Source organism: Lentzea sp. HUAS TT2, from assembly GCF_051853195.1.
Classification (GTDB): domain Bacteria; phylum Actinomycetota; class Actinomycetes; order Mycobacteriales; family Pseudonocardiaceae; genus Lentzea.
In genome coordinates this window covers 339115-362819 of sequence record NZ_CP196667.1, presented here as the reverse complement: position 1 = coordinate 362819, position 23705 = coordinate 339115, and the positions used below count along the sequence as shown (strand labels likewise).

The 23705-nt window shown below is 69.8% G+C and carries 22 protein-coding genes and 1 pseudogene; 16 read left to right on the top strand and 7 right to left on the bottom strand.

Features of this window, described 5'->3' with window-relative positions:
- Positions 1 to 6: 6 nt before the first annotated feature.
- Both ACSHWB_RS01830 and ACSHWB_RS01825 read left to right on the top strand, forming a co-directional pair.
- Positions 7 to 1179 carry a hypothetical protein gene (locus tag ACSHWB_RS01830; RefSeq protein WP_439660343.1) on the top strand — a complete coding sequence of 391 codons (1173 nt, stop codon included), beginning with the start codon at positions 7 to 9 and terminating at the stop codon, positions 1177 to 1179.
- A gap of 53 nt (positions 1180 to 1232) precedes the next feature.
- Positions 1233 to 2009: an SGNH/GDSL hydrolase family protein gene (locus ACSHWB_RS01825; RefSeq protein WP_439660342.1), complete on the top strand. Its 777-nt coding sequence runs from the start codon at positions 1233 to 1235 to the stop codon at positions 2007 to 2009.
- A gap of 3 nt (positions 2010 to 2012) precedes the next feature.
- Here the strand turns inward: ACSHWB_RS01825 and ACSHWB_RS01820 are convergent, their stop codons facing one another.
- From ACSHWB_RS01820 to ACSHWB_RS01805, 4 genes are read right to left on the bottom strand one after another with little or no spacing between them, the layout of a single operon-like run.
- Positions 2013 to 3830, bottom strand: a complete 1818-nt coding sequence (locus ACSHWB_RS01820) for an ArnT family glycosyltransferase (protein WP_439660341.1) — start codon at positions 3828 to 3830, stop codon at positions 2013 to 2015.
- On the bottom strand, positions 3827 to 5548 hold the full coding sequence (locus tag ACSHWB_RS01815; RefSeq protein ID WP_439660340.1) for an ArnT family glycosyltransferase: 1722 nt from the start codon (positions 5546 to 5548) through the stop codon (positions 3827 to 3829). The genes ACSHWB_RS01820 and ACSHWB_RS01815 overlap by 4 nt, the downstream gene beginning before the upstream one ends.
- A gap of 18 nt (positions 5549 to 5566) precedes the next feature.
- Positions 5567 to 6961, bottom strand: coding sequence for a sensor histidine kinase (locus tag ACSHWB_RS01810; protein WP_439660339.1), 1395 nt, complete (start codon positions 6959 to 6961; stop codon positions 5567 to 5569).
- On the bottom strand, positions 6939 to 7664 hold the full coding sequence (locus ACSHWB_RS01805) for a response regulator transcription factor (protein ID WP_439660338.1): 726 nt from the start codon (positions 7662 to 7664) through the stop codon (positions 6939 to 6941). Before ACSHWB_RS01805 ends, ACSHWB_RS01810 begins: the two co-directional genes overlap by 23 nt.
- A 109-nt stretch (positions 7665 to 7773) precedes the next feature.
- Here ACSHWB_RS01805 and ACSHWB_RS01800 point away from each other — a divergent pair, with 109 nt between their 5' ends.
- The 4 genes from ACSHWB_RS01800 (at position 7774) to ACSHWB_RS01785 (ending at position 10871) form a co-directional block, all read left to right on the top strand.
- Positions 7774 to 8277, top strand: coding sequence for a hypothetical protein (locus ACSHWB_RS01800; protein WP_439660337.1), 504 nt, complete (start codon positions 7774 to 7776; stop codon positions 8275 to 8277).
- A gap of 65 nt (positions 8278 to 8342) precedes the next feature.
- Positions 8343 to 10019, top strand: a complete 1677-nt coding sequence (locus ACSHWB_RS01795; RefSeq protein ID WP_439660336.1) for a bifunctional metallophosphatase/5'-nucleotidase — start codon at positions 8343 to 8345, stop codon at positions 10017 to 10019.
- Positions 10020 to 10093: 74 nt separating this feature from the next.
- A complete protein-coding gene (locus ACSHWB_RS01790; protein ID WP_439660335.1) occupies positions 10094 to 10549 on the top strand; it encodes a hypothetical protein in 456 nt (151 codons plus the stop codon).
- A 10-nt stretch (positions 10550 to 10559) separates the two neighbouring features.
- Positions 10560 to 10871 carry a sunset domain-containing protein gene (locus ACSHWB_RS01785; RefSeq protein ID WP_439660334.1) on the top strand — a complete coding sequence of 104 codons (312 nt, stop codon included), beginning with the start codon at positions 10560 to 10562 and terminating at the stop codon, positions 10869 to 10871.
- On the opposite strand, the gene ACSHWB_RS01780 is transcribed toward ACSHWB_RS01785, so the two are convergent.
- Positions 10868 to 11341 carry an HAD domain-containing protein gene (locus tag ACSHWB_RS01780; RefSeq protein WP_439660333.1) on the bottom strand — a complete coding sequence of 158 codons (474 nt, stop codon included), beginning with the start codon at positions 11339 to 11341 and terminating at the stop codon, positions 10868 to 10870. The genes ACSHWB_RS01785 and ACSHWB_RS01780 overlap by 4 nt on opposite strands.
- A 38-nt stretch (positions 11342 to 11379) precedes the next feature.
- Between ACSHWB_RS01780 and mug the strand changes: the two genes are divergently transcribed.
- A complete protein-coding gene (gene mug / locus ACSHWB_RS01775) occupies positions 11380 to 11874 on the top strand; it encodes a G/U mismatch-specific DNA glycosylase (RefSeq protein WP_439660332.1) in 495 nt (164 codons plus the stop codon).
- Positions 11875 to 12068: 194 nt separating this feature from the next.
- Positions 12069 to 14903 carry a BTAD domain-containing putative transcriptional regulator gene (locus tag ACSHWB_RS01770; protein ID WP_439660331.1) on the top strand — a complete coding sequence of 945 codons (2835 nt, stop codon included), beginning with the start codon at positions 12069 to 12071 and terminating at the stop codon, positions 14901 to 14903.
- Here ACSHWB_RS01770 and ACSHWB_RS01765 read toward each other — a convergent pair.
- On the bottom strand, positions 14893 to 15444 hold the full coding sequence (locus ACSHWB_RS01765) for a hypothetical protein (protein WP_439660330.1): 552 nt from the start codon (positions 15442 to 15444) through the stop codon (positions 14893 to 14895). The two genes, ACSHWB_RS01770 and ACSHWB_RS01765, sit on opposite strands and share 11 nt — an antisense overlap.
- A 141-nt stretch (positions 15445 to 15585) precedes the next feature.
- On the opposite strand from ACSHWB_RS01765, the gene ACSHWB_RS01760 reads away from it, so the two are divergent.
- The 7 genes and pseudogenes from ACSHWB_RS01760 (at position 15586) to ACSHWB_RS01730 (ending at position 20668) form a co-directional block, all read left to right on the top strand.
- Complete coding sequence (locus tag ACSHWB_RS01760) at positions 15586 to 16056, top strand: hypothetical protein (RefSeq protein ID WP_439660329.1); 471 nt, start codon at positions 15586 to 15588, stop codon at positions 16054 to 16056.
- A gap of 32 nt (positions 16057 to 16088) precedes the next feature.
- A complete protein-coding gene (locus ACSHWB_RS01755; RefSeq protein ID WP_439660328.1) occupies positions 16089 to 16847 on the top strand; it encodes an LLM class flavin-dependent oxidoreductase in 759 nt (252 codons plus the stop codon).
- Between the two features lie 42 nt (positions 16848 to 16889).
- Positions 16890 to 17558 carry a DUF4041 domain-containing protein gene (locus tag ACSHWB_RS01750; protein ID WP_439660327.1) on the top strand — a complete coding sequence of 223 codons (669 nt, stop codon included), beginning with the start codon at positions 16890 to 16892 and terminating at the stop codon, positions 17556 to 17558.
- Between the two features lie 112 nt (positions 17559 to 17670).
- A pseudogene (locus tag ACSHWB_RS01745) lies at positions 17671 to 18177 on the top strand (ATP-binding cassette domain-containing protein); the annotation flags it as partial.
- A gap of 224 nt (positions 18178 to 18401) precedes the next feature.
- Complete coding sequence (locus ACSHWB_RS01740; RefSeq protein WP_439660326.1) at positions 18402 to 19370, top strand: ABC transporter permease; 969 nt, start codon at positions 18402 to 18404, stop codon at positions 19368 to 19370.
- Positions 19371 to 19401: 31 nt separating this feature from the next.
- Positions 19402 to 19779: a GntR family transcriptional regulator gene (locus ACSHWB_RS01735; protein WP_439660325.1), complete on the top strand. Its 378-nt coding sequence runs from the start codon at positions 19402 to 19404 to the stop codon at positions 19777 to 19779.
- Between the two features lie 25 nt (positions 19780 to 19804).
- Entirely contained in the window at positions 19805 to 20668 is an 864-nt protein-coding gene (locus tag ACSHWB_RS01730; RefSeq protein ID WP_439660324.1) for an ABC transporter ATP-binding protein, read from the top strand.
- On the opposite strand, the gene ACSHWB_RS01725 is transcribed toward ACSHWB_RS01730, so the two are convergent.
- Positions 20662 to 22200, bottom strand: a complete 1539-nt coding sequence (locus ACSHWB_RS01725) for a phytoene desaturase family protein (protein WP_439660323.1) — start codon at positions 22198 to 22200, stop codon at positions 20662 to 20664. The genes ACSHWB_RS01730 and ACSHWB_RS01725 overlap by 7 nt on opposite strands.
- Before the next feature lie 266 nt (positions 22201 to 22466).
- Here ACSHWB_RS01725 and ACSHWB_RS01720 point away from each other — a divergent pair, with 266 nt between their 5' ends.
- Positions 22467 to 23705, top strand: a complete 1239-nt coding sequence (locus ACSHWB_RS01720) for an ABC transporter substrate-binding protein (RefSeq protein WP_439660322.1) — start codon at positions 22467 to 22469, stop codon at positions 23703 to 23705.

The window sequence follows — 23705 nt, the reverse complement described above, 5'->3', positions numbered from 1 at the left end:
GAGGGGATGAGCGTGGAGATCACCGCGGGCCCTCCCGACACGACTTCACCTGAGATCGCAGACGCTGTCGGGGCGGCTGAGCGAGTACTGACCAAACGACTGGGCGCACAGGTGCGCCTCGCGGACCCCGAGGCTCTCGGGGGTACCGGTCGTTCCGTCGTCATTCGTGTGCGAGTCGCGTCCTCACCGTTCTCGATGCCCCGCACCCTGGTCGTGAAGCGCTATCCCGCCGGGACCGGCGACCGCGACCCGTGGGCGCACGAGGCCGTCAGCCATCAGCTGCTGACCGCGCTGCCGGCCGAAGAGCGCGCCACACCGGAACTCTTCGCCCACGACGCGGCGTCGCGTCTGGTCGTGCTGGAAGACCTGGGCCGTGCGCCGAGGTTGTCCGAGAAGCTGCACGCCAAGGACGCACGAGCGGCCGAACGAGGCCTGCTCTCGTGGGCACACGCCATGGGCCGCCTGCACGCCACGACGGCGGGCCGTGACGCGGACTTCGACGCGTTGATGCGCAGGGCGGGCGCGCAGTGCTGCCAGGACCCGATCGCGGTCGACGTGCACGCGGCGATCGCCGGCTTACCGGGGCTGCTCGAGACCACCCTGGGCGTCGGCACGTCCACGCAGGCCGTCGAGTTCGCCGCGGCGTCGGCTCGGGCGTTCAGCACCTCACGGCGGCGCGCGTTCAGCCCGTCGACGTCGTGCCCGGACAACCACCTGGTCACCTCGCGCGGGGTCCGGTTCGTCGACTTCGAGGGCGGCTGCGTCCGCGACATCGTGTTCGACGCCGCCGCGCTGCGCGTGCCGTTCCCGTCCTGCTGGTGCGGATGGGGCCTGCCGCCGGGGATGTCCGAGGCCATGGTCGCCGCCTGGCGCGCCGAGGTCGGCTCGGTGTGGCCGGAGATGGACGACGACGCGGTGTTCTTACCGCGGCTGCTGGAGGCCCAGCTGCTGTGGGTCTGGCTCGCGACGTGGCGGGCGCTCTCGAAGCCGATGCCCAACGTTGTCAACGCCCCGCCGCGCAGCGTCGTGCTGACGGGCCGGTGGATGCGGTTGCGGTCCGACGCGCTGCTGCTGGGCGAGAAGACGGTCGCCTCGCACGCCGACGCGGTGATCGGGGCACTGGCCGATCGCTACGGCCCTGAGGTGCTCGAACTCCCGCTTTACCCAGCATTTCGCTGAACCGTTCCCGCACGGTCATTCCCGGATCACCGGGCCAGCTGATCCTGAACCGCGTGCTGGTGTTACTCGGTGACTCGACAGCGGTCGGGATCGGCGACCTCGTGCCCGGCGGCTGGCGCGGCTTCGGCCCGATCCTCTCGTCCGCCTACTCGGACAACGGCTATCGCAACTACGCCGTCTCCGGTGCGCGCCTGGCCGACGTCAGACGCACTCAGCTGCCGCAGGCGTTGCGGGACAGGCCCAGCGCGGCCGTCGTCATCGCCGGCGTGAACGACACGCTCCGGTCCGACTTCTCCGTGCGGCGGATGCACGAGGACCTCGACCACGTCTGTCGTGAGCTGACCGCGGCCGGGGTCTCGGTCGTCACCGTGCGGTTCCACGACCAGGGCCGAGTGTTCAAGCTGCCCGGCCGGTTGCGGCGGGTGCTCAAGGACCGCATCGACGAGTACAACCGCGTGGTCGACGTCGTCGTGGCGCGGCACGGGATCCGCTGCGTCGACCTGCACACCATGCCCGGCGCGTACGAGCTGGAGACGTGGGCGGTCGACCGGCTGCACCCGTCCGAACGCGGCCACCGCATGCTGGCGCGGGCGTTCGCGGCCGAGCTGACCGCGCTCGGGCACCGGTTCGACGAGGTCAGCCTGGAGTGTTCCGGCGGCCGCGAGCTGACGGTCTGGCACCACATGGCGTGGCTGATGCTCAAGGGGATTCCGTGGCTGTTCAAGCGCGGAGCCGACCTGATCCCGCTGCTGTGGGCCGACGACGAGTCGGCGGACACGATCGGGCCGGTGCCGGGCGAGGTGCTCCCCGCCGACACCGGCCGGATCTGAGGCTCAGCCGGCGGTCAGGTCGTAGATCGTCTGGCCGCCCGCGGTCATGGCCTGGAAGTTCGCGGCGACCCACTCGGCGATCTCGCTGTCGCCACCACGGCCTCCGCCGCCACCACCCTCGACGTAGTACCCCACCTTGTCCTGGGCGACGAGAGCCTTGAACTCGTCGAGCGTGGGCGCGGGATCGCTGCCGTTCCAGCCGCCGATCGCGATCACCGACCGGCCGGACGCCAGCTGCAGCGACGCCGCGCTCTGGGCGCCGACCGTCGCGGCGGCCCACTCGGTGCCCGCGGCCTTCAGCAGCTGCACGACCTCCGTGGACGACGTGCCCTCCCGCATGCCCATGCCGCCGCCCTGCTGGGAACGCGGCCCTGACAACGGGATCGACCCGCTGTGCGTCGTCGCGGCGGTCGCGAACGCGTACCCGGACGTGCCGAGCAACGCCGCCACCACCAGCACGGCCGCCAGCCAGCGGCGGCCGTTCAGCCCGAACACCAGCGCGAACACGGCGGCCGCGGTGACGGCCAGCAGCACCCAGCGCAGCCACGGCGTCCAGTCCGGCGTGCGGTCGAGCAGGATGAAGCCCCACACGCCGGTCGCCGCGACCATCGCCGTCAGCGCCATCCGCGCCGGGAAGTGGCCGCGGCCGCGCCACAGCTCACGTCCGGCGATGCCCACCACCGCGGCGATCGCGGGCGCCAGGGCGACCGTGTAGTAGGGGTGCGTGATGCCGCTCATGAAGCTGAACACCGCACCGCTCACGAGCACCCAGCCACCCCACACGATCAACGCCGCACGGGTGCGGTCAGTGCGTGGCGCGCGACGCAGGAACCACAGCCCGGCGCCCAGTCCGATCACCGCGGCGGGCAGCAGCCAGGAGATCTCCGGGCCCATGCTGGCGCCGAACAAACGGCCGATCCCCGTTTCCCCGCCGAATCCGATGTTCCCGTTGCCGCCCATTCCGCCACCGCCGGGACCACCGCCGGAACTGCCGAAGATGCGGCCGAGCCCGTTGTAGCCGATGGCCAGTTCCCACAACGAGTCGTTGGTCGACCCGCCGATGTACGGGCGGCTGTCCGCCGGCCAGAGCGCGACCAGCGCGATGAACCACCCGGCCGACACGACGACCGCGACACCGGCGCCGAGCAGGTGCAGCAGCCGCTTGAGGGGCGAGGTGGGTGCCGCGACCAGGTAGGCCAGCGCGAGTGCGGGCAGCACCAGGAACGCCTGCAGCATCTTGGTGAGGAACGCGAACCCGATCGCCGAGCCCGCGAGCGCCAGCCACAACGGGTTCGCCTTCTCCAGTGCCCGCACGGTGCAGTACGCGGCCGCGACCATCAGCAGCACCAGCAACGCGTCCGGCAGGTTGAACCGGAACATCAGCACCGCGACCGGCGTGAGCGCGAAGGCCGCGCCGGCGAACAGGGCCGCGACCGGGCCGGACGTGCGCTTCACCGTCGCGTACAGCAGTCCCACCGCCGCAACGCCTTCCAGTGCCTGCGGCGCGAGCACGGTCCAGCTGGAGAAGCCGAACGCCTTCGCGAACAGGCCGCTCACCCACAGGAACGCGGGCGGCTTGTCGACCGTGATCGTGTTGCCGGGGTCGAGCGAGCCGAACAGCAACGCCTTCCAGCTCTGCGACGCGGCCTGCGTCGCCGCCGCGTAGAACTCGTTGCCGTACCCGGAAGCCGTGAGGTTCCACAGGTACAGCACGGCGGTCGCCGCGAGCAGGCCGAGGAAGGCGCTGCGGTGCACCGTCTTCGTGTCGCGGGGCTGCTGCTGGGGCACTGTGACGGGGGCGGGGGCGAGTGTGGCGGTCACGAGGCGTCCAGTCGGTAGAGGGTGGCACCGGCGACGGTGGTCGCGGTGTAGTTCTCGGCGACCCACGCGGCGATGTCGTGGGCGGCGTCGCTGCCGCTCTCGCCCTGCATCATCCGGCCGGCCGCGACGTAGTAGTGGATCTGTCCATTCCGGACCATCTCCTGGAACTGCTCCAGGGTCGGCGCGGGATCGGTGCCGTTGAAGCCGCCGAGCGCCATCACCGGCTGCCCGCTCGCGAGCTGGAGTCCGGCCGCGTTGTTGGAGCCGATCGTCGCCGCGGCCCACCTGTAGCTGCCCGCGTTGTCCTGCAACAGGGTCACGACCTCGGCGTCCGGTGTCGTGGCGTCGAGCAGGCCGCCGCCCATGCCGCCCATCCGGCCGCTGGACGGGCCCGCGACGGGCAGCGCGCCGGTGTGCGGGGTGGTGACGGTCGCGAAGGAGTACGTGGTGGGGCCGAGCAACGCGGCGATGAGCGCGACCGGGATGGCCCAGCGCATCGACAGCACCAGCCCGACCGCGGCGATCAGCCCCGACATCAGCACGAGCACGGCGACGGGCGTGGAGAAGCCGTTGATCAGCACGTAGCACTGCAGTGCGCTCAGCGCGACGGAACCTGAAAGCACCGCTGCCGCAACGGGTTCGCTCCGGCGTTCCCAGAGCTCGGTGGCCGCGATGCCGACGATGGCGGCGATCGCGGGCGCCAGCGCCACGGTGTAGTAGGAGTGGATGATCCCGTTCATGAAGCTGAACACCCCGGCGGTGACGACGAGCCAGCCGCCCCACAGCGCGAGCGCGGTGCGGGCACGGCCCTTCGTCAGCCACAGCCCGGCGACCAGCAGCACCACCGCGGCCGGCAGCAGCCACGCGATCTGACTGCCCATCTCCGCGCCCAGCAGGCGGCTCCAGCCCGCGGAACCCCACCCGCGGCCGCCGCCGACGCTGCCGACCTCGTCACCGGTGAGGCGGCCGAAACCGTTGTAGCCCAGCGTCAGTTCGAGCACGCTGTTCGTCTGCGACCCGCCGATGTAGGGCCGGTCCGGCGTCAGTTCGACGGCGACGATCCACCAGCCGCCCGCGACGACCATGGCGCCGAACGCACCGGCCAGGTGCAGGATCTTCCTGCCCGCGGACGTGGGCGCGGCGATCAGGTACGCCAGCGCGAACGCGGGCAGCACCAGGAACGCCTGCAGCATCTTGGTGAGGAAGCCGAACCCGACCGCGACACCGGCGAGCGCGAGCCAGTAGGGGCTGGCCTTCTCCGCGGCCCGCGTCACGCAGTAGGCGCCCGCGACCATCAGCAGGACCAGCAGCGCGTCCGGGTTGTTGAACCGGAACATCAGCACCGCGACCGGGGTGAGCGCGAGCACCGCCCCGGAGATCAGCGCGGCCGCGGGGGAGAACCAGCGGCGCACCGTCGCGTACAGCAGCCAGACGCTGCCCACGCCCATCAACGCCTGCGGCACCAGGATGCTCCACGCGTTGACGCCGAACAGCCGCGCGGACAGGCCCATCACCCACAGCGAGGCGGGCGTCTTGTCGACGGTGATCGCGTTCGAGGCGTCCGACGAGCCGAAGAACCACGCCTTCCAGCTCGTCGCACCGGCCTGCGCGGCGGCGGAGTAGTAGGCGTTGGCCCAGCCCGAGTCCCCCAGCCGCCACAGGTACAGCGCGCCGGTCGCGATCAGCAGGACCGCCAGCGCCAGGCGTTCTCGTCTCATGGGGACGAGAGTCGCGGCCTAGCCTGGGTCGGTCGTGTGCTCCCGCTGTGAACGACCTGTGTGCAGCGAGACCGTGAACGTGGTCCGGCCGGGCTTGCTCGTGACCGACACGTCGCCGTCGTGCGCGCCGACCACGGCCGCCACGATCGACAGTCCCAGGCCCGTGCTTCCCGCCGCCCGGGAACGCGAGGAGTCGCCGCGCGCGAACCGTTCGAAGACCTCGAGACCCTGCGGAATGCCGGGACCGTCGTCGGTCACGGTGAGGTCGGCCTGTCCGTTGTGGACGGACAAGCCGGTCGTGACGGTGGTGCCCGGCGGGGTGTGCGCGCGGGCGTTGGACAGCAGGTTGCCGATGACCTGGTGCAACCGTTGCACGTCACCGGGAACGACCACGGGGTCCTCCGGCAGCGCGATCTTCCAGCTGTGGTCGGGGCCCGCGATCCTGGCGTCGCCGACCACGTCCAGCACCAGCCGGGACAGGTCGACGTCCTTGCTCTCCAACGGCCTGCCCGCGTCGAGGCGGGCGAGCAGCAGCAGGTCCTCGACCAGCGACGTCATCCGCACCGCCTCGGACTCGACGCGGCCCATCGCGTGCGTGACCTCGGGCGGCAGGTCCGCGTCGGTCCTGCGGGTCAGCTCGGCGTAGCCCCTGATCGCGGCCAGCGGCGTGCGCAGCTCGTGCGAGGCGTCGGCGACGAACTGCCGGACCCTGGTCTCGCTGTCGTGCCTGGCTTTCAGCGCCTCGTCGACGTGGCCGAGCATCCTGTTCAGCGCGAGGCCGACCTTGCCGACCTCGGTGGCCGGGTCGGTGTCCTCCTCCGGCACGCGTTCGGCGAGCGCGACCTCGCCCTCGTGCAACGGGAGCTCGGAGACGCGGGTGGCGGTGTCGGCGACCCTTTCCAGGGGCACCAACGCGCGTCGCACGATCACCCTGCCCGCCAGCGCCACCGCCGCCACGCCCGCGACGAGGAGCCCGGTGAGGATCCAGACCATCTGCCACACGATGTCCGTGACGGTGGTCAGGGACAGCCCCTTGATCCCGAACCTGTCGGAGACCACCCGGAACTCGCCCGCGTCGCCCAGGTCGACCGTGTGCGGGCCGGACGGCGTCGCCTCCAGCACCGCGATCTCGGCGTCCGTGAGCATGCGTGCCTGCTGGGTGCCCGGCAGCTCGATCGTGCCGCTGATGGTGCCGTCGCGCTCGACCCGCGCGTTGATGCCGGGGGTCGTGTACGGGGAACCCGGCGGTGGCGGCCGGAGAGTGGTGATCTGGCGGTCGAGGTTGTTCATCAGGAACGCGTGCAGTGCGAGCACCGAGACGCCGCCGATCACCAGGCACAGCGCCGTGAGCAGGACGATCTGACCGGAGACGAGCTGGGCCCGCAGCGTTCTAGGACGCAGGCTTGAGGACATAACCGGCGCCTCGCATCGTGTGGATCATCGGGGTGCGCCCGGCGTCGATCTTCTTGCGCAGGTACGAGATGTAGAGCTCGACGATGTTCGCCTGGCCGCCGAAGTCGTAGCTCCACACGCGGTCCAGGATCTGGGCCTTGCTCAGCACGCGCTTCGGGTTGCGCATCAGGTAGCGCAGCAGCTCGAACTCCGTCGCGGTCAGGTCGATCGACGTGCCGGCGCGTTCGACCTCGCGCGTCTCCTCGTTCAGCGACAGGTCGCCGACGACCAGTCGGGTGCCCGCGTCCGCGTCGGTCACGCCGGTGCGCCGCAGCAGTGCGCGCAGCCGCAGCACGACCTCCTCCAGCGAGAACGGCTTGGTGACGTAGTCGTCGCCGCCCGCGGTGAGCCCGGCGATGCGGTCCTCGACCGCGTCCTTCGCCGTCAGGAACAGCACCGGCAGGATCGGGGCCTCGGCGCGCATCTTGCGCAGCACCTCGAAGCCGTCGAAGTCCGGCAGCATCACGTCGAGCACCACCACGTCCGGACGGAACTCGCGCGCGGTCCGCACCGCCGTCGTCCCGTCGAGAGCCGTGCGCACGTCCCACTTCTCCATGCGCAGCGCCATCGACATCAGCTCGGCCAGAGTGGACTCGTCGTCGACGACGAGCACCCGCACCGGCTGTCCGTCCGGCCTGCGGAGTTCCGTCTTCATCGCGCGCATGGCTCCCATCGTGGACGCCGATCCTGTGTACCAGCTGTGAGCGCGGCCCACAGCTCAGGCCTACGGCGCACACAGGTCCGGCACAGGCGGCACCACCACCGTGGCTCTCATGACCGAACAACAGCCCCCGGAGTGGGGCGCACCCCAGCCCGCAGCCGAGCCCGCGGCGCGCCCGGCGTGGACCGCGAAGAAGACGGTGGCGGCCGTGGCCATCGCCGTCGCGATCGCCGGTGCCGGAGGCGTCGCGATCTACGCGGCCAGTGGCACGAACCAGCAGACCGGAGCCGGAGGCATGGGACCGGGCGGCATGGGCGGAGCACCGCCGGACGGGGGCGGCGGCATGCGCGGCGGCCTCGGGTTCGGCACGACGACCCACGGCGAGTTCCAGACCGGTGAGGTCACCGCGATCAGCGACACGTCCGTCGAGGTGAAGTCCACCGACGGGTACACGAAGACCTACGTGATCGACGCCGACACCGTGGCCGAAGGTGTCGAGAAAGGCGACAGCGTGACCGTGATCGCCACCACAGAGGACGGCAAGTCCGTCGCGTCCAGCGTGGTCGAACCTGGTCAGCGCGGTCAGCGGGACGGGCAGACCCCACCCACGAGGTGATTTGGGGTCAAGTGTGAGCGGTTATGGTCGGGTGATCAGCCCGACCACAACCGGAGGTGAGCGGCGTGCGCACGTTCACACTGACTGTGATGGGCTCGACTGACCTGCACGGCAACCTCTTCAACTGGGACTACTACCTCAACCGCGAGTTCGACGACTTCGCGCACAACGACGTCGGGCTCGCGAAGATCTCGACGCTGGTGAACGACGTGCGTTCCGCCGTGGGACGCCATCGGACGTTGCTGCTCGATGCCGGCGACACCATCCAGGGCACACCGCTCGCGTACTACTACGCGAAGGTCGAGCCGATCACGCGTGGCGCGCACACGCACCCGATGGCCGCCGCGATGAACGCCATCGGCTACACCGCCGCCGCGTTGGGCAACCACGAGTTCAACTACGGGCTCTCCGTGCTGCGGACCTTCGAGCGGCAGCTGGAGTTCCCGCTGCTGGCGGCCAACGCGCTGGACGTGGCGACCGGCCTGCCCGCGTTCCAGCCGTACGTGGTGAAGACGGTGTGGCGCACGGGCGGGCCGCCGTTGAGGGTCGGGATCCTCGGGCTGACGAACCCCGGCATCGCGGTGTGGGACCGCGCCCACGTCGACGGCGTGCTGACGTTCCCCGGGCTGGTGGAGCAGGCGCTGCACTGGGTGCCGGAGATCCGGCGCAAGTCCGACCTGGTGATCGTGGTGGCGCACTCCGGGGCCGACCTGTCGTCGTCGCTGGGCGACCAGGTGCCGTTCCCGGAGAACTGCTCCGAGCTGCTGGCCGAGACCGTGCCGGGGATCGACGCGGTGCTGGTCGGGCACGCGCACGTGGAGATCCCGTCGCGGTTCGTGACGAACAAGGTGACCGGGCGGCAGGTGCTGCTGACCGAGCCGCTGTTCTCGGGCAAGCGGTTGTCGGTGATGGAGTTCGACCTGGAGCACGACGGGCACTGGGAGCTGGCCGGGTCGCGGTCGACGGTGCTGTCGTCGGCGTCGGTGGAGGAGGACCCGCGGATCGTGCGGCTGCTGCGGCACGACCACGAGCGGGTCGTCGCGTACGTCAACGGGCGGGTCGGGACCTGTGCCGCGGCGATGACGGTCGAGCGGTCCCGGTTCGAGGACACGCCCGCGTTGCGGTTCATCAACCACGTGCAGGCGCTGGAGGTCTCGAAGTCCACATCGCTGCCGGTGCTGTCGCTGTGCGCGCCCTTCAACCGGGCGGCGGCGATCCCGGCGGGGGAGGTGTCCCTGCGCGACGTCGCCGGGCTCTACATCTTCGACAACACGCTGGTCGGCGTGCGGATGACCGGCGGGCAGGTGCGCGACTTCCTGGAGGAGTCGGCGCGGTACTTCCTGCAGGTCACCGGCCCCGGACCGTTCACGGCCGCCGAGCTCTCCGCCGACGTGCCGGACTACAACTTCGACATCGCCTACGGCCTGACCGCGCCGCTGACCTACGCCGTCGACATCGCGCAGCCGGTCGGGTCGCGGATCGTCGACCTGCGGTTCGGCGGGGTGGCGGTGTCGGACTCGTTCGAGTTCGCGGTCGCCGTGAACAACTACCGGCAGGCCGGTGGCGGCGACTTCCCGCACATCGCCGCCGCGCCCGTGCTGCACAACCAGCAGCAGGAGATCCGGCAGCTGCTGATCGACTGGGTCAAGGCCGCGGGCGTGCTGGACCCCGCCTCGTTCACCGGCTCCGACTGGCGACTGGTGGCCTCCGGTGAACCCGTCGTGGTCACCACGAACGAGTGAATTCGGGCGTGTTGTCCTGCGTGTTCGGCTCTGGCCGGTGGCAGCCGGTCGTCCCGATGAGATAGGTCAGGCGCGTGCAGTTGCCGCTACGCGTCCTCGTCGGTGCTCTCGTCGTGCCGGCGTTGCTCGCCGCGGTGGGTCTCGCCGCGCACCCCGCACCCGCCGTGGCGCCCGGCCACCTGGTGCTCGCGGTGCGGTCGTCGGAGATCGTGCTGGCGGGCACCGCCGTGTCCGCGCAGGAACGCCAGGAGGTCGTGGACGCCGTGCGCGCCCTGACCGCTCACCGGATCACCGACGTGATCACCCCCGACGCAGGCGTTCGCCTGCCGGTGTCCGCGGAGGTGGCCGCCGCGCTGCTCGAAGCCGCACTGGACAGGGACGTCACCGACTTCACCTGCGTGGTCCACAAAGGACACGTGACCGCGTCGGCACACGTGGCGGACCCGGAGCGCGCGGGCTCGCTGAGCGACGCCCTGCGCTCGGCCGCCCCCGGGCTGCGCGTCGACGAGGACTTCACGACTACGGGCTAGGAGCTGTGCGTTGTTCGGGTTCTTCTTCCAGATGTTCCTGCTGTGCGCGGGCGCGTTCCTCGCCGGCGTCCTGCTGACCTGGCTCACCATGCGCACGCGCTCGTCCGCGGTGGTGGAGGTGCAGCCGCTGTCCCTCATGGAGGAGCCTGTGGTCGCCGCGCCCGCGATCAAGGCGAACTCGCGGACGATGATGTTCCACACGCCCGATTCGCCTTACTACAAGCGGATGAAGGGTGACGCGTTCTTCCACTCGCCGGAGGACGCGCGCCGGGCCGGGTACACGATGTGGACGCCGCGGCCTCGGGTGCCCGCCGGCGCCTAGTTCTCGCGCAGCCAGGTGTCGAGTTCCAGGTAGTCGGCGTCGGTGAGGCCGTGGCGCGGGTCGACCTTGTGCAGCAGGGCCCGGCCGTGGTGCTGGGCGACCCAGTCGCGGTCCTTCTCGCCGATCTCGTCGTCCACCCAGGCGAACGGTCTGGTGCCTGCTAGCGCTGCCAGCCCGCGGGTCTTCCAGTGCAGGCCCTGGCGTGCGTCGACGGCCTCGGTGTCCGGGTCGTCCGGCCAGGTGGCCACCGGAAGTTGTGGCAGGCCCAGCAGGGGTGCGATGTGCTCGTTCGCGTCGTCCATCCAGGTCGTGGCCCAGATGAGTTCGCACGGCAGGGCTTTGAGCCACGGGCCGTGCGTCGGGTCCAGCCGGGCGAGACCGGGTGTGCCGGGGACGCCCTCGCCGAACGGGAGCAGCGGGCCGTCCACGTCGAGGAACAGGATCGGCAGCGTCGTGAGGTGGTCGGCCACGGCGGGCACGCTACGGCGTACCTCGTAGGCTTGGCCACGTGATTGCCGACGTGATCAAGCCCGGACTCCGCGTGCTCTTCTGCGGTATCAACCCAGGCCTCGTGTCGGAGGCGACCGGGCACCACTTCGCGCGGCCGGGAAACCGGTTCTGGCCCGCTCTTCATTTGTCCGGTTTCACGCCGTCTCAGTTCGCGCCCGCCGAGCAGGAGAAGCTCCTCGAACTGGGGCTCGGCATCACGAACGTCGTCGCGCGGCCCAGCGCCAAAGCCGACGAATTAACAATTGACGAAATGCGGCAAGGCGCGATCGAGCTCACTGAAAAGGTGGAGCAGTATTCACCGCAGGTTCTCGCGGTCCTGGGCGTGACGGTCTATCGTGCCGCCTTCGGTCGCAAGAAGGCGCAGGTCGGGGCGCAGCAGGACACCGTCGGCGGTGTTCGGGTGTGGATCCTGCCGAATCCGAGCGGGCTGAACGCGCACTGGCAGTTGCCGGCGTTGGCCGAGGAGTTCGGGCGACTCAAAGCGAGTCTCTAAGAAGCCAAGACAAAAGTTCACATTCATGCCCACTGAAAGTGGGCTGGACGGAGTGGGCTCTGGTCTGGTTGCATCCAGATCTGCGTCCGTTCGAGTGCATTCACTCGGAAGTGGAACCCCCGCGAGCCGGATTGCGTCAAAATTTGGCAATGCCGTGCAGAACTTGGTGAATGTTCAACACTGGTGGGGGCGCAGTGGAGATCAGGATTCTCGGCCCGGTCGAACCGTCCGTGCCGCCGAAACCCGCGCAGATCCTAGCCGTCCTGGCGGTCGAGTGCGGCAAGATCGTGCCCGTCGAGCGGCTCATCGACCTCATCTGGGGCGAGGAGCCGCCACCGCAGGCGCGCAAGTCGCTCCAGGTGCACATCTCCAGCCTGCGCCGGGCGGGGCTGCCGGTCGAGCACCGCGCGGCCGGGTACGTGCTCAACGCCGACCCCGGCGGTGTCGACCTGCACGCGTTCCGCAGGCTCGTGGCCACGGCGGGGGACGAGACCGACCTCAAGGCCAAGGCCGAGCTCCTCGACGAGGCGCTGCAGCTCTGGCGCGGCACGCCGGTGGCGTTCGCGCAGACGCTCGACGTGCAACGGCTCGCGGCCGCCGAGACGTGGGTCGACGCCGAGCTGGCGCTGGGGCGGCACGCCGGGCTCATCGACCGGCTCGGGGCGTTCGTCACCGAGTACCCCCTGGCCGAACGGCTGCGCGGGCAGCTCATGACGGCGCTCGCGCGGGCCGGGCGCCGGGCGGACGCCATGCGGGTGTTCCGCGAGACGCGCAAGGTGCTCGTCGACGAGCTCGGGGTCGAGCCAGGCGAGCAGCTCCAGCAGCTCTACCGCGACGTGCTGGAGGGCACGCGGGACAGCCGCCGCAACTACCTGCCGCGCGACGCGGGCGACTTCACCGGGCGCGACCGGGAGCTGAGCCGGCTGCTCGACAGCGACGGCGGCGTCTGGTGGATCGAGGGGCCGGCGGGCGTCGGCAAGTCGGCGCTCGCGGTGCACGCGGCCCATCGCCTCGCCGACCGCTATCCGGACGGGCAGCTGTTCGTGGACCTGCACTCGCCGTCGGGGGCGCTGGACGCGTTGCTGCGCGCGATGGACGTGCCGAGCGAACGCATCCCGGAGTCCGCGGAGGAACGCGCGGCGCTCTGGCGCGCGACGGTGGGCGGGCGGCGCGTGGTGATCGTGCTGGACGGCGTCACGAGCGTCTCGCAGGTCCGGCCGCTGCTGCCGGGCAGTCCCGGCTGCCTGACGCTGATCACCAGCCGCAGCAGGCTGTGCGGGCTCGAGGGCGTGCGGCGCATCCCGCTGGACGTGCTCAGCAGCGACGAGGCCGTCACCCTGCTCAAGCGCATCCTCGGCGACGACCGGGTGGCCACCGAGCCCGACCAGGCGCAGGAGGTCGCGCGGCTGTGCGGGTACCTGCCGCTCGCCGTGCGGATCACCGGCGCGCGGCTGGCAGGGCGGGCGCACTGGCCGGTGTCGAAGCTGGTCAGAAGGCTCTCCGACGAACGCAGCAGGCTCGACGAGCTGGTCGCGGACGACCTCGCGGTGCGGTCCAGCCTGGAGCTGACCTACCGGGCGCTCGACGAGAACGTCCGCCGCGCGTACCGGATCTTCGGGTTCCTCGGGCTGCCCGAGGTGCCGAGCTTCGTGTGGGCGCACCTGCTCGACGAGGACGTGCTGGACCAGCTCGTCGACGCGCGGCTGCTCGACGTCATCGGCAGCGCGCGGTACCGGATGCACGAGCTGGTGCGGTTGCACGCCCGTGAGCTCGCCGAGGCGGAAGACCAGCTGCACGAACGCGAGGACGTCGTCCGGCGGGCCGTGGTCGCCGCTCTGTCCACTGTGGATGGACTGACCGAGCAGCTGTTCCTCGCGGTGCCACGGATGCAGGACTCGCTGGGCGTCGTCGCGGCGGCAGCGCGTCCGACGGACAAGGACGCCTGGTTCGCACGCGAGGAGTCGTTGCTGACGAGGCTCGTCGAACGGGCGGCGGAGCTCGGGCTCGCGGAGATCGCGTCCCAGCTGGCCGAGGTGCTGGTGTTCGCCTGGTTCGGGCTCAGGAACCGTTACGAGGCATGGGAACGAACGCACACGGCGGCGCTGGAGGCCGTGTGGAGGACCGGGGACCTGCGGCTGGAGGCGGTGCTGCGGTGCAGCCTCGGGCAGATGCACTACAAGCGCGACAACCTGGTCGAGTCGCGTTCGTGGTTCGAGACCGCGCAGACGTTGTTCGTGAACCTGGGCGACCTGCGCGGCGAGGCCGTCGCGATGAACGGCATCGGCATGGTGTGCCGGGACCTGGGCCAGTACCCGTGTGCGCTGGAGGCGCTCGGCCGGGCCCGTGAGCTGCTGGAGTCCAACGACCTCGAAGGCGAAGCGCACGCGCTGTACGGAATCGGCTCTGTCAAACGGGAACTCGGCGACGACGAGGGCGCGTTCGGCACGCTTCGCCTGGCAGAGTCCCTTTACCGTCAGGCGCAGAGTCGCCGGGGTGAGGCACTGGCAGCCCGCGGCATCGGGCTCGTCCACCGCGCTCGTGGCGAGCTCGACCTCGCGGAGGACCACATCCGGCGCGCGCACGAGATGGTCGCGGGCACCGGTGACGAGCTGCTCGGCTGCTACACCGCCCAGGCGTGGGCGAAGGTGTTGCTGCGCAAGGGTTCTCTCGATCCCGCCGAGGAGCTGATCCAGCAGGCGCTGGACGGCTGCCGCGACGTGGGCGACCGGTTCGGCGAGGCGCTCGTCCGCCGCACGCTGGGGGAGTGGCGGCTCGCGGCGGGGGACCACGCCGGGGCGCGGATCGTGCTGACCGAGTTGTTGCCGGTGTGGAACGACCTGAGCCTGCCGTTGTGGCGGGCCAGGACACTTCGTGACCTGGGAGCGGTCCACGCCTGTCTGGGGGACGTCGACGGCGCGGACCGCTCCTGGGACGAGGCCGCCGGCCTGTTCACGCGACTGGGCACCAGGGAGAGGGAAGAGGTGCCTCAGTGGCGGGCTCGGTGGGCCTCACGGGCACTCAGCCGGTGATCTTCTTGTACTTCCAGGGCAGGTAGCCACCGCTCTTGAGCGACGAGATCGTCACGGTCTCGTGGTCCATGTCCGTCGCGGTGCTGCCCTCTTCGTAGATCCACGCGGACGTCTTCGCGGTGTTCGCCCACTTCTCGAACAGCTTCACGTGGCCGTTGCGCAGGATCATGTCGCCCGGCTTGAGGTTCGCCCAGGAGATCTTCGTGGCGACCTCGTCCAAAGTGGACGTGTTGCGGCTCGTCGTCAGCTTCCACGTCATGGACACGAAGCCCGAGCAGTCCGTGCGGTACTTCTTGCCCTTGCCGATGTCCCAGGCGTAGGCGGACTGGCTGTACGGAACCTTGCGGTCCCACCAGTCCTTGGCGCGCTTGATGACCTCGGTACGGCTGATCGAGCCGCCGTACCCGGCTGCCGCCTGGACCTGCGAGAGGGACGTCTCCTGCTCGGCAGGACCCTCCGGCGCGGCCTGGGCGATGCCGCTCATGCCGCCCAGCAGCCCGAGCGAGATCGCGGTCGCCGCTACAGCGTGGCGAATGCGCATGGTGTTGCTCCGATCGACTTGCTGATGGTGATGACCGGAACTGTCCACCGCGGCGCCAAAGAACGGCCTAAGGCCGATTTAGGCCTTCCTTTACCGCTCCTTCCTAGCTTTCGCGGCACCTTGGGCATAAGGAGAGAGCACATGTTCGTTCGCACGATCGCAGCCGTGGTCGCGATGTTCGCCGCTCTGATCATGGGCGCGTCCGTCGCGTCGGCGGCCCCGGCCAAGTACACCCACTCGCAGGCGACCGCGCAGCTGAGCGCGGCCGGCATCAGCTGGACGTCCAGCGGTGGCTGCAGCAACCGCAACCAGTCGAACTGCACCTCGTTCGAGCAGATCAACCAGACCACCATCGCGGGCGCCAAGACGTTCAAGAGCGCGTCGGGCTGTGCGCTGACCATCACCGGTGGCACGGAGACCGGCCACGCGTCGGGCACGTACTCGCACTGGAACGGCTACAAGGTGGACTACCGGCTGACCAGCTGCGTCACGAACTACATCAAGGGCAGCTTCTCTTCCATCGGTGGCAACAAGTGGAAGTCGAACGCGGGCAACATCTACTACCTCGAGTCGAACCACTGGGACGTCACGTACTACAACTGCGGTTGCTGATCTGGTGCTGCGGCCGGTAGTAGGTTGGTCGGGTGACCACACTCGGCGCCGTCTACCGGCCTCAGCTCCCGCCCGAGAACCTGCGTTCCGTCGTCCTCGCCGCCGAGGAGTCCGGTGTGGACTCGTTGTGGCTGTGGGAGGACTGCTTCCTGGAGAGCGGCATCGCCTGCGCCTCCGCCGCCCTGGCCTGGACCTCGCGGCTGAAGGTCGGCGTGGGCCTGCTGCCCGTGCCGCTGCGCAACGTCGCCCTGACCGCGATGGAGGCCGCGACGCTGGACCGGCTGTTCCCCGGCCGCGTCACGATCGGCGTCGGCCACGGCGTGCAGGACTGGATGGGCCAGGTCGGCGCGCGGGTGTCGTCGCCCCTGACGTTGCTGCGCGAGTACACCGAGGCCTTGCAGCGTTTGCTGGCAGGTGAACGCGTCACCGTGGAAGGCCGGTACGTGAAGCTGTCCGGCGTCGCGCTGGACTGGCCGCCGGCCGCCCCGATGCCGATCTACGTGGGCGGCCTCGGAATGAAGACCCTGGACCTCGCGGGCGAGACCGGCGACGGCACGATCCTCGACGCGTCGGCGGACCTGGACCGCGTCAGGGCCATCCGCGCGACCCGCGAGCACCCGCTGGTCGTCTACGTGGAGACGGACTCCCGCGACCGCGCGTTCGTGACGGACCTGGTCTCCCAGGTGGCCGCGGCGGGCGCTACCAGCGTGATCTTGCAGCAGTCCGCCACGAGCGAGGACCCCGAAGGGTTCGTCCGTTTCGTGGGATCACTCGATGGTGTGAGTGCATAGCGTCGTAGATAACGACGGATACCTCCGTGCGATGGAACGGTCATGGGCCTTTCGTCGCTGTTCGGGTTCGAGGAGGTAGGCATGCTCGGGCGCAAGAACCGCCGGATCGCAGAGCTGCAGCGCGCCGTGGAGGGCCTGCAGGAACTCCTCTCCCGAATCGGTGACGCCCGGTCAGCGCAGACCGACGCGCTGGAAGAGGTCGACAGAGCCGGTGCCGAACTAGTAGCGCTGCGGCACCGGATCTCCACCGCTCGCGCCGAACTCCAGCCGTTGAAGGAAGAACTCACCCTCCAACGAGCCGGCGTGGTCCGCACGGACGCCGCCGCGGACCACCAGGCGCAGCTGGACCTCATCCACGACGAGATGAAGACCCTGATCAAGACCGGCGCGGCGATCGAAGGTGGCGGGCAGGTCACCTACAACGGATCGGACGCGACCGGCCGCAGGCTCGTCGAGGACTGGTCGGCGCTGATGCTCCGCTCGTACAACTGCGAGGCGGAGAACTGCCTGCGCATGCTGCGGGCAGGTGGCCTGGACGCGGCGAGAAGGCGGCTCGATCGCTCGGCGTCGGCGATCGAACGTCTCAGCGGGACGTTCGCGCTCCGCGTCTCGCCGCGTTACCAGGCTTTGCGGGTGTACGAGCTGGAGTTGACGGCTGATCATCTGCAGCGGAGGGCGGAGAGCCGGCGGACTCGGCGGATCGCGTCGTGAACCACCGTTAGACGGTCCGCTTCGGGCTGTCCCACCTGCTTGTTCTTCGCGACCGGGCACTTCCACCACCCTTTCACTAGCTAACTAGTGAAAGGGTGCTACGGTGGCTCCCATGGGACAGAGGGAGCATCCGCCGGTCCTGACGGCGGATCTGGGGAAGAAGTACTCACGGGGCTGGGCGTTGCGCGACTGCACGCTGGAGATCCCGGCGGGCCGCACCATCGCACTGGTCGGGCCGAACGGCGCCGGCAAGAGCACCCTGATGGGCATGATCACCGGACTGCTGCGCCCGACCACGGGCAGCATCTCGGTGTTCGGCGACGTGCCGAACGGCCGGGGCATGCACCCGTCGGTGGCGTTCCTGACGCAGGCCAAGCCGCTGTACCCGCAGTTCACGGTCACCGAGACGCTCAAGTACGGCCGGAACGCCAACCCGAACTGGGACCAGGCATACGCGGAAAGCCTGGTGGAGAACGCACAGGTACCGTTCGCGGCCAAGATCGGCACCCTCTCCGGCGGCCAGCGGACGAGGGTCGCGCTGGCACTGGCACTGGGCAAGCGCCCGCGGCTGCTGATGCTGGACGAGCCACTGGCGGATCTGGACCCGCTGGCACGCGAGACGGTGCTCCAGACGCTCACACAGGAATGCCGGACACAAAACATCACGGTGCTGCTGTCATCGCACGTGCTGGCAGAACTGGAAGACGTGTGCGACCACCTGGTGCTGCTGGCAGAGGGCCGCGTCAGGCTCGCCGGTGACGTGAAAACCCTGCTGGAGAAGCACGAACAACACGACAAGCTCAGCCAGCTCGCGCTCGCCTACATGCGCATGGAGGTGGCGGCATGACGTGGATCGTGTGGCGTCAGCAGCGGCCCGTGTTCATCACGCTCGTCGCCGGGCTGGTCGTGGCGGTGGCGGCCATCCTGCTGCTGCGGGCGGGAATGGTCGCGGACCTGACCGCGCGCAACCTCCTCGACTGCGTCGACAAGGGGGTGGAGGCGTGCCGGAACGCGGCGGCCGGCGAGTTCCAGACGACCTGGTTCGACAGGATGCACGCCGCTGAGGCGACAGTGCTCGTGGCGCCCGTGTTGATCGGGATCTTCGTCGGTGCGCCGTTGTTCGCGCGGGAGTTCGAGCAGGGGACGCACGCGCTGGCGTTCACGCAGTCGGTCAGCAGGACGCGGTGGATGGCGACCAAGTTCGTCGTCGCCGCGCTGCCCGCGCTCGTGGTGGTGGTCGCCTACCAGCTGGTCGTGCACAGCTGGCTGGACGCGGCCGGGAATCTCGGGCCGTTGAGCACGGGGCCGTTCTACTTCACGACCTTCGACGCCCAAGGGGTTTCACCGGTCGCGTACACGCTCTTCGCCTACACGCTCGGCATGTTCGCGGGCGCGGTGTTCAAGAGGACGCTCGTGGCGATGACGTTGACGCTCGGGTTGTTCATCGCGGTGCGGACGGTGCTCGGCGGGGTGCGCGAGTCCCTCGTCACGCCGACCAGGGTGCTCTCCGACGACCTGGACGGCCGCACGGTCGAGCGCGGTCCGCTGGTGGTGGAGTCGGGCTTCCTGGACGCCAAGGGTGCGGTGGTGGCGGATCCGACGCCGATGATGAACTGCGCCGGCAAGGGAGACGCGCAGGGAGCCGTCGACTTCGCGGCCTGCTACCGGGAGAACGGCCTCGCGCAGAGGTACGCCGACGTCATCCCGGTCGACCAGGCGACCACGCTGCACCTGCTGGAGGCGTCGATCTTCACGGGCGCCGCGGTGCTGTTCGTGCTGGGCTCGGTGTGGGCCGTGCGCAGGCAGACGTGACCCGGACGGGTGGACACCTATGCTGAGCGGCGTGATCGAGTTTCGCATCGATCGGCACTCCGGGGTGTCCACCTATCTCCAGATCGCCGCACAGGTCAAGCAGGCCATGAGGATGGGGCTGCTCGGTCCCGGCGACAAGCTGCCGACGGCACGGGAGGTCGTGGAGGCCACCAGGGTCAACCCCAACACCGTGCTGAAGGCGTACCGCGAGCTCGAGCACGAGGGGCTCGCCGAGGGCCGCCGGGGCATGGGCACGTTCATCACGGCCTCGCTCGCCACCGACGCGACGAAGGCGGACGCGCCGCTGCGGCAGGACCTCGACCAGTGGATGGACCGCGCGGTGGACGAAGGGCTGTCGGCCGACGAGGTCGACGCGATCTACACCGACGTGCGGGGCGCGCACTACTGATGTCCACTGTGGACTTGGGAGCACGATGAACGCCAGTCCGGTGCAGGCGCGGAACGTCGTGAAGCACTTCGGGCGCACCACCGCGCTCGACGAGTGCTCGTTCGAGCTGCCGGAGGGCAGCGTGACCGCGCTCGTCGGGCCGAACGGCGCGGGCAAGAGCACGTTGCTGTCGCTGATCGCCGGGCTCGCGAAGCCCACCAGCGGCGAGATCACCGTGCACGGCACGGCAGTGCGCGGCCGCATGCACCCCGACGTGTCGCTGCTGACCCAGAAAAGGCCGCTCTACGACCAGTTCACCGTCCGCGAGATGATGCGGGCGGGCGGGGCGATGAACGACCGCTGGTCGCCCGCCAAGGCGAACGAGGTGCTGGATCTCCTGGCGGGCGTGGACAAGGACGCCAAGGTGCGCACGTTGTCCGCCGGCGCCCGCACGCAGGTCTCGATCGCGCTGGCGCTCGGCAGGCTGCCGAAGGTGCTGCTGCTGGACGAACCGCTGTCCGACCTGGACCCGCTGGCGCGCGACGAGACGCTGCGGATCGTCATGACCGACGTCGCCGAACGGGGTACGACGGTCCTGCTGTCGTCGCACCTGCTCACCGACCTCGGCGACGTCTGCGACCACCTGCTGCTGCTGGACGAGGGCCGCGTGCAGGTGACGGGCGAGATCGAGGAGATCCTCGGCGAGCACCACGTCGTCGTCGGGCCCGTCGAGCTCGAACTAAAGATGGACGGCGTGGTCGACACCTCGCACACGTCCCGCCAGACGACGGCCCTGGTGCGCGGCGGCACCGTGCCCGACGGCTTCCAGACCACGCACCCCGACCTGGAAGCGCTGGTCATGGGGTATCTGCGGGCCTCACGCACCCGCAAGCTCGCCCGCACTCAGTAGAGCGCCTTGTGCACGCCCTGGATCAACGTCTTGTAGAGACCGCCCGCCGCACCCCACCGAGCCAGCGCCGCCCGTGCCGCGTTCGCTCCCGCCGCCCCGTGCACGCCCCCGCCCGGCCACGCCGACGAGCCCGCCAGGTAGAGCCGGTCGAACGGCGTGTCCGCGCGCCCGAGCCCCGGCACCGGCCGGAAGACCAGCTGCTGGTGGATCGCGCCGGTACCGCCGTTGACCGACCCGATCTCGGCCGGCCCGAGCACGGAACGCCCGAGGATGCGGGACCGGAAGCCGGGCGCGCGTTCCTCGATCATCACCTCCAGGCGGTCCGCACGGCGCTTCAGCCTGTCCGGCGTCCAGTTCCCGCCCAGCGGCACGTGTGTGTACGCCCATGCGGCCTCGGTGCCGGCGGGGGAGCGTGACGGGTCCGTCGTCGTCATCTGCCCCATGACCAGGAACGGGTTGCGCGGCACCTTCCCGCAGGCCAGTTCGTGCGCCACCCCGGCCAGGCCGTTGACGTCGCCGCCGAGGTGGATCGTGCCCGCCTGCGACGCCTCCGGGTTGGTCCACGGGATCGGGCTCGACAACGCCCAGTCGACCTTGATCGTGTCGCTGTCCCACTGGAACCGCCGGAGGTCCTCGGCGAGCCGCCCCGGCAACGCGTCGGCGCCGATCAGGTCCAGGTAGAGCGACGGCGCGGGCACATCGGCCAGGACCGCACGGCGTGCGCGCACGACCGAGCCATCGGCCAGACGCACCCCAACGGCCACACCGCGCGCGTGCAGCACGCCCGTCACCTGGGCGTTCGTCTCGATGCGGCCGCCGAACCGCCGCACCAGCGACGCCGTCAGCTCACCCGCCCCACCGCGGGGGACCGGGTTGCCGACCTCCTGCGCGAGCATCGCCAGCAGCCAGCCGAACCCGGCACCGCCGGACTGGTCGGGGCCGAGGTCCGTGTGCATCGTGTTGCCCGCCAGCAGCACGCGAGCGCCCTCGCCCTCGAACAGCTCCTCGCCCAGCCGCCGCACCGGCAAGGTCAACAGGCGGGCCAGCCGCAGCGCGTCGCCGACCCCGGCCGAAAGCAGCAGGGAAAGACCACCGCGCACGGGTGGAAACGGTTGCAACAGAGAGTGAAGTACCGCGTCGCGCATCTGGAGCCACTTCGAGTACTCCGTTTGCCAGCGCTCGGCGTCCGAGTGGGCAAAAGAACCGACGGATTTGGCCGTTTCCGCGACATCTCGCGAGAGCAGAGCCACTCGGTCATCCGGCAGAACGTGCGCTAGTACGGCCGGAGCGTGCTGCCACCGCACGTCCAGGTTCAGCGCGCCGAGCACCGGCGAGCCCAGACCGAGGGGGTAGAAGGCGCTGTAGACGTCGTTCGAGAAGCCCGGCGCGGTCATCTCCGCCGACGTCACAGCGCCGCCGGGCCTGTCTCGCTGCTCCAGCACGAGGACGTCCCAGCCCGCGTCCGCGAGCAACGTCGCGGCCACCAGACCGTTCGGTCCGGACCCGATGACGACCGCGTCGACCTCGTTCACGCACGCCTCCCCATACCCGTGTCCGCGCCACGATTCCAGATCTTCGTGCGTTCGGATGCGTCCGTACGGAGGTGTGAAATTCGGCCGGAGCCGCCGTATCTCATTTCGTTCGGCACCGAAGAGCTAGCACACTCCGTAGTCGAGCGGTAGTCACATGAACCTTACGTATCTGTGTTCCGTACCACATAGAGAGGCATTATGTGACGACGAAATCAATACTGAGCTACCGCTTAGTATGCCGAGATCATTTGGACAAGGACTGCTGCATGCCCCTCCGCCGTGTACTGCCCACCGCCGCCTTGGCGCTCGCCGTCCTCGTGGCCGGCTGTGGCGCCAAGACAGACGAGAAGGTCCAGGTGAAGACCGGGCCGGGCGTTACCGACGACACGATCTCGCTCGGCATCCTCACGGACATGACAGGTCCGTTCAAAGCCTCCGCGATGACCCGCATGAAGGGCTACGAGCTCTACTTGAAGCAGGTCAACGACCGTGGAGGCATCTGCGGCCGCAAGGTCGAGCTCAAGCTGAAGGACCACGCGTACGACGTGCAGAAGGCGCTCGACGCGTACTTCGACCTGGAGCCCCAGGTCCTCGGTCTGCTGGAGCTCGCGGGTACGCCGATGACCGCCGCGATCGAGCCCGACATCATGCAGACCCGCACGCTGACGGCGCCCGCCTCGTGGGCCGCGTCGCTGCTCGGCAACCCGCACATGATGATCGTGGGCACCACGTACGACCTCGACGTCATCAACGGACTTGATCACTACAAGCGCAAGGGCGTGATCAAGGAGGGCGACACCGTCGGCCACGTCTACGTGCGAGGCAGCTACGGCGACAACGCCGTGGAGGGCAGCCGGTTCGTCGGGACGCAGTGGAACATGAAGATCGCCGAGCAGCCGATCGGCGAGACCACGGCCGACCTCGTGCAGCAGATCGGCGCGCTCAAGGCCGCGGGCGCCAAGGCCGTCGTGCTCAGCACCACCCCCGCCCAGACCGCCGCTGCCGTGGGTGTCGCCGCGGCGATGAAGTGGGAGGTGCCGTTCATGGTGAACGTGGTCGGCTTCGACACCGCCATCCTCGAGTCGCCGGTCGGCCCTGCCGTGGAGAAGCAGGTGTCCGTGGTGACGTCGGTGGCGCCGTTCACCGGCACCCAGGCCGGCCCGCGCGAGGTCGCGGCGGCGTTCACCAAGTACTACCCGAACGACAAGCCCGCGATCTACGTCGACCACGGCTACACCGTCGCGAAGGTGTTCCTCTCGGTCATCGAGAAGGCGTGCCAGAACGGCGACCTCTCGCGCGACGGCGTGCTGGACGCGTTCCACAGCACCAACGGCCTGGACACCCAGGGCCTGACCAGCGCGCTGCACTACTCGCTGGTCGGGCGGCCGTCCGCCACGCAGTCCTACATCACCAAGGTCGACTCGAAGGTGCCCGGCGGTCTCACGACCGTCGAGGAGCTGTTCGAGTCGGACCTGGTGAAGATGAAGGGCACCCGCGCCAAGTAA

What these genes read in the sequence shown, in the direction of transcription:
- ACSHWB_RS01830 (WP_439660343.1), top strand. Translation starts at nt 7, where the DNA reads ATGAGCGTGGAGATCACCGCGGGCCCTCCCGACACGACTTCACCTGAG.
- ACSHWB_RS01815 (WP_439660340.1), bottom strand. Translation starts at nt 5,548, where the DNA reads ATGAGACGAGAACGCCTGGCGCTGGCGGTCCTGCTGATCGCGACCGGC.
- ACSHWB_RS01810 (WP_439660339.1), bottom strand. Translation starts at nt 6,961, where the DNA reads ATGTCCTCAAGCCTGCGTCCTAGAACGCTGCGGGCCCAGCTCGTCTCC.
- ACSHWB_RS01805 (WP_439660338.1), bottom strand. Translation starts at nt 7,664, where the DNA reads ATGCGCGCGATGAAGACGGAACTCCGCAGGCCGGACGGACAGCCGGTG.
- ACSHWB_RS01800 (WP_439660337.1), top strand. Translation starts at nt 7,774, where the DNA reads ATGACCGAACAACAGCCCCCGGAGTGGGGCGCACCCCAGCCCGCAGCC.
- ACSHWB_RS01765 (WP_439660330.1), bottom strand. Translation starts at nt 15,444, where the DNA reads ATGCGCATTCGCCACGCTGTAGCGGCGACCGCGATCTCGCTCGGGCTG.
- ACSHWB_RS01760 (WP_439660329.1), top strand. Translation starts at nt 15,586, where the DNA reads ATGTTCGTTCGCACGATCGCAGCCGTGGTCGCGATGTTCGCCGCTCTG.
- ACSHWB_RS01750 (WP_439660327.1), top strand. Translation starts at nt 16,890, where the DNA reads ATGGGCCTTTCGTCGCTGTTCGGGTTCGAGGAGGTAGGCATGCTCGGG.
- ACSHWB_RS01740 (WP_439660326.1), top strand. Translation starts at nt 18,402, where the DNA reads ATGACGTGGATCGTGTGGCGTCAGCAGCGGCCCGTGTTCATCACGCTC.
- ACSHWB_RS01730 (WP_439660324.1), top strand. Translation starts at nt 19,805, where the DNA reads ATGAACGCCAGTCCGGTGCAGGCGCGGAACGTCGTGAAGCACTTCGGG.
- ACSHWB_RS01720 (WP_439660322.1), top strand. Translation starts at nt 22,467, where the DNA reads ATGCCCCTCCGCCGTGTACTGCCCACCGCCGCCTTGGCGCTCGCCGTC.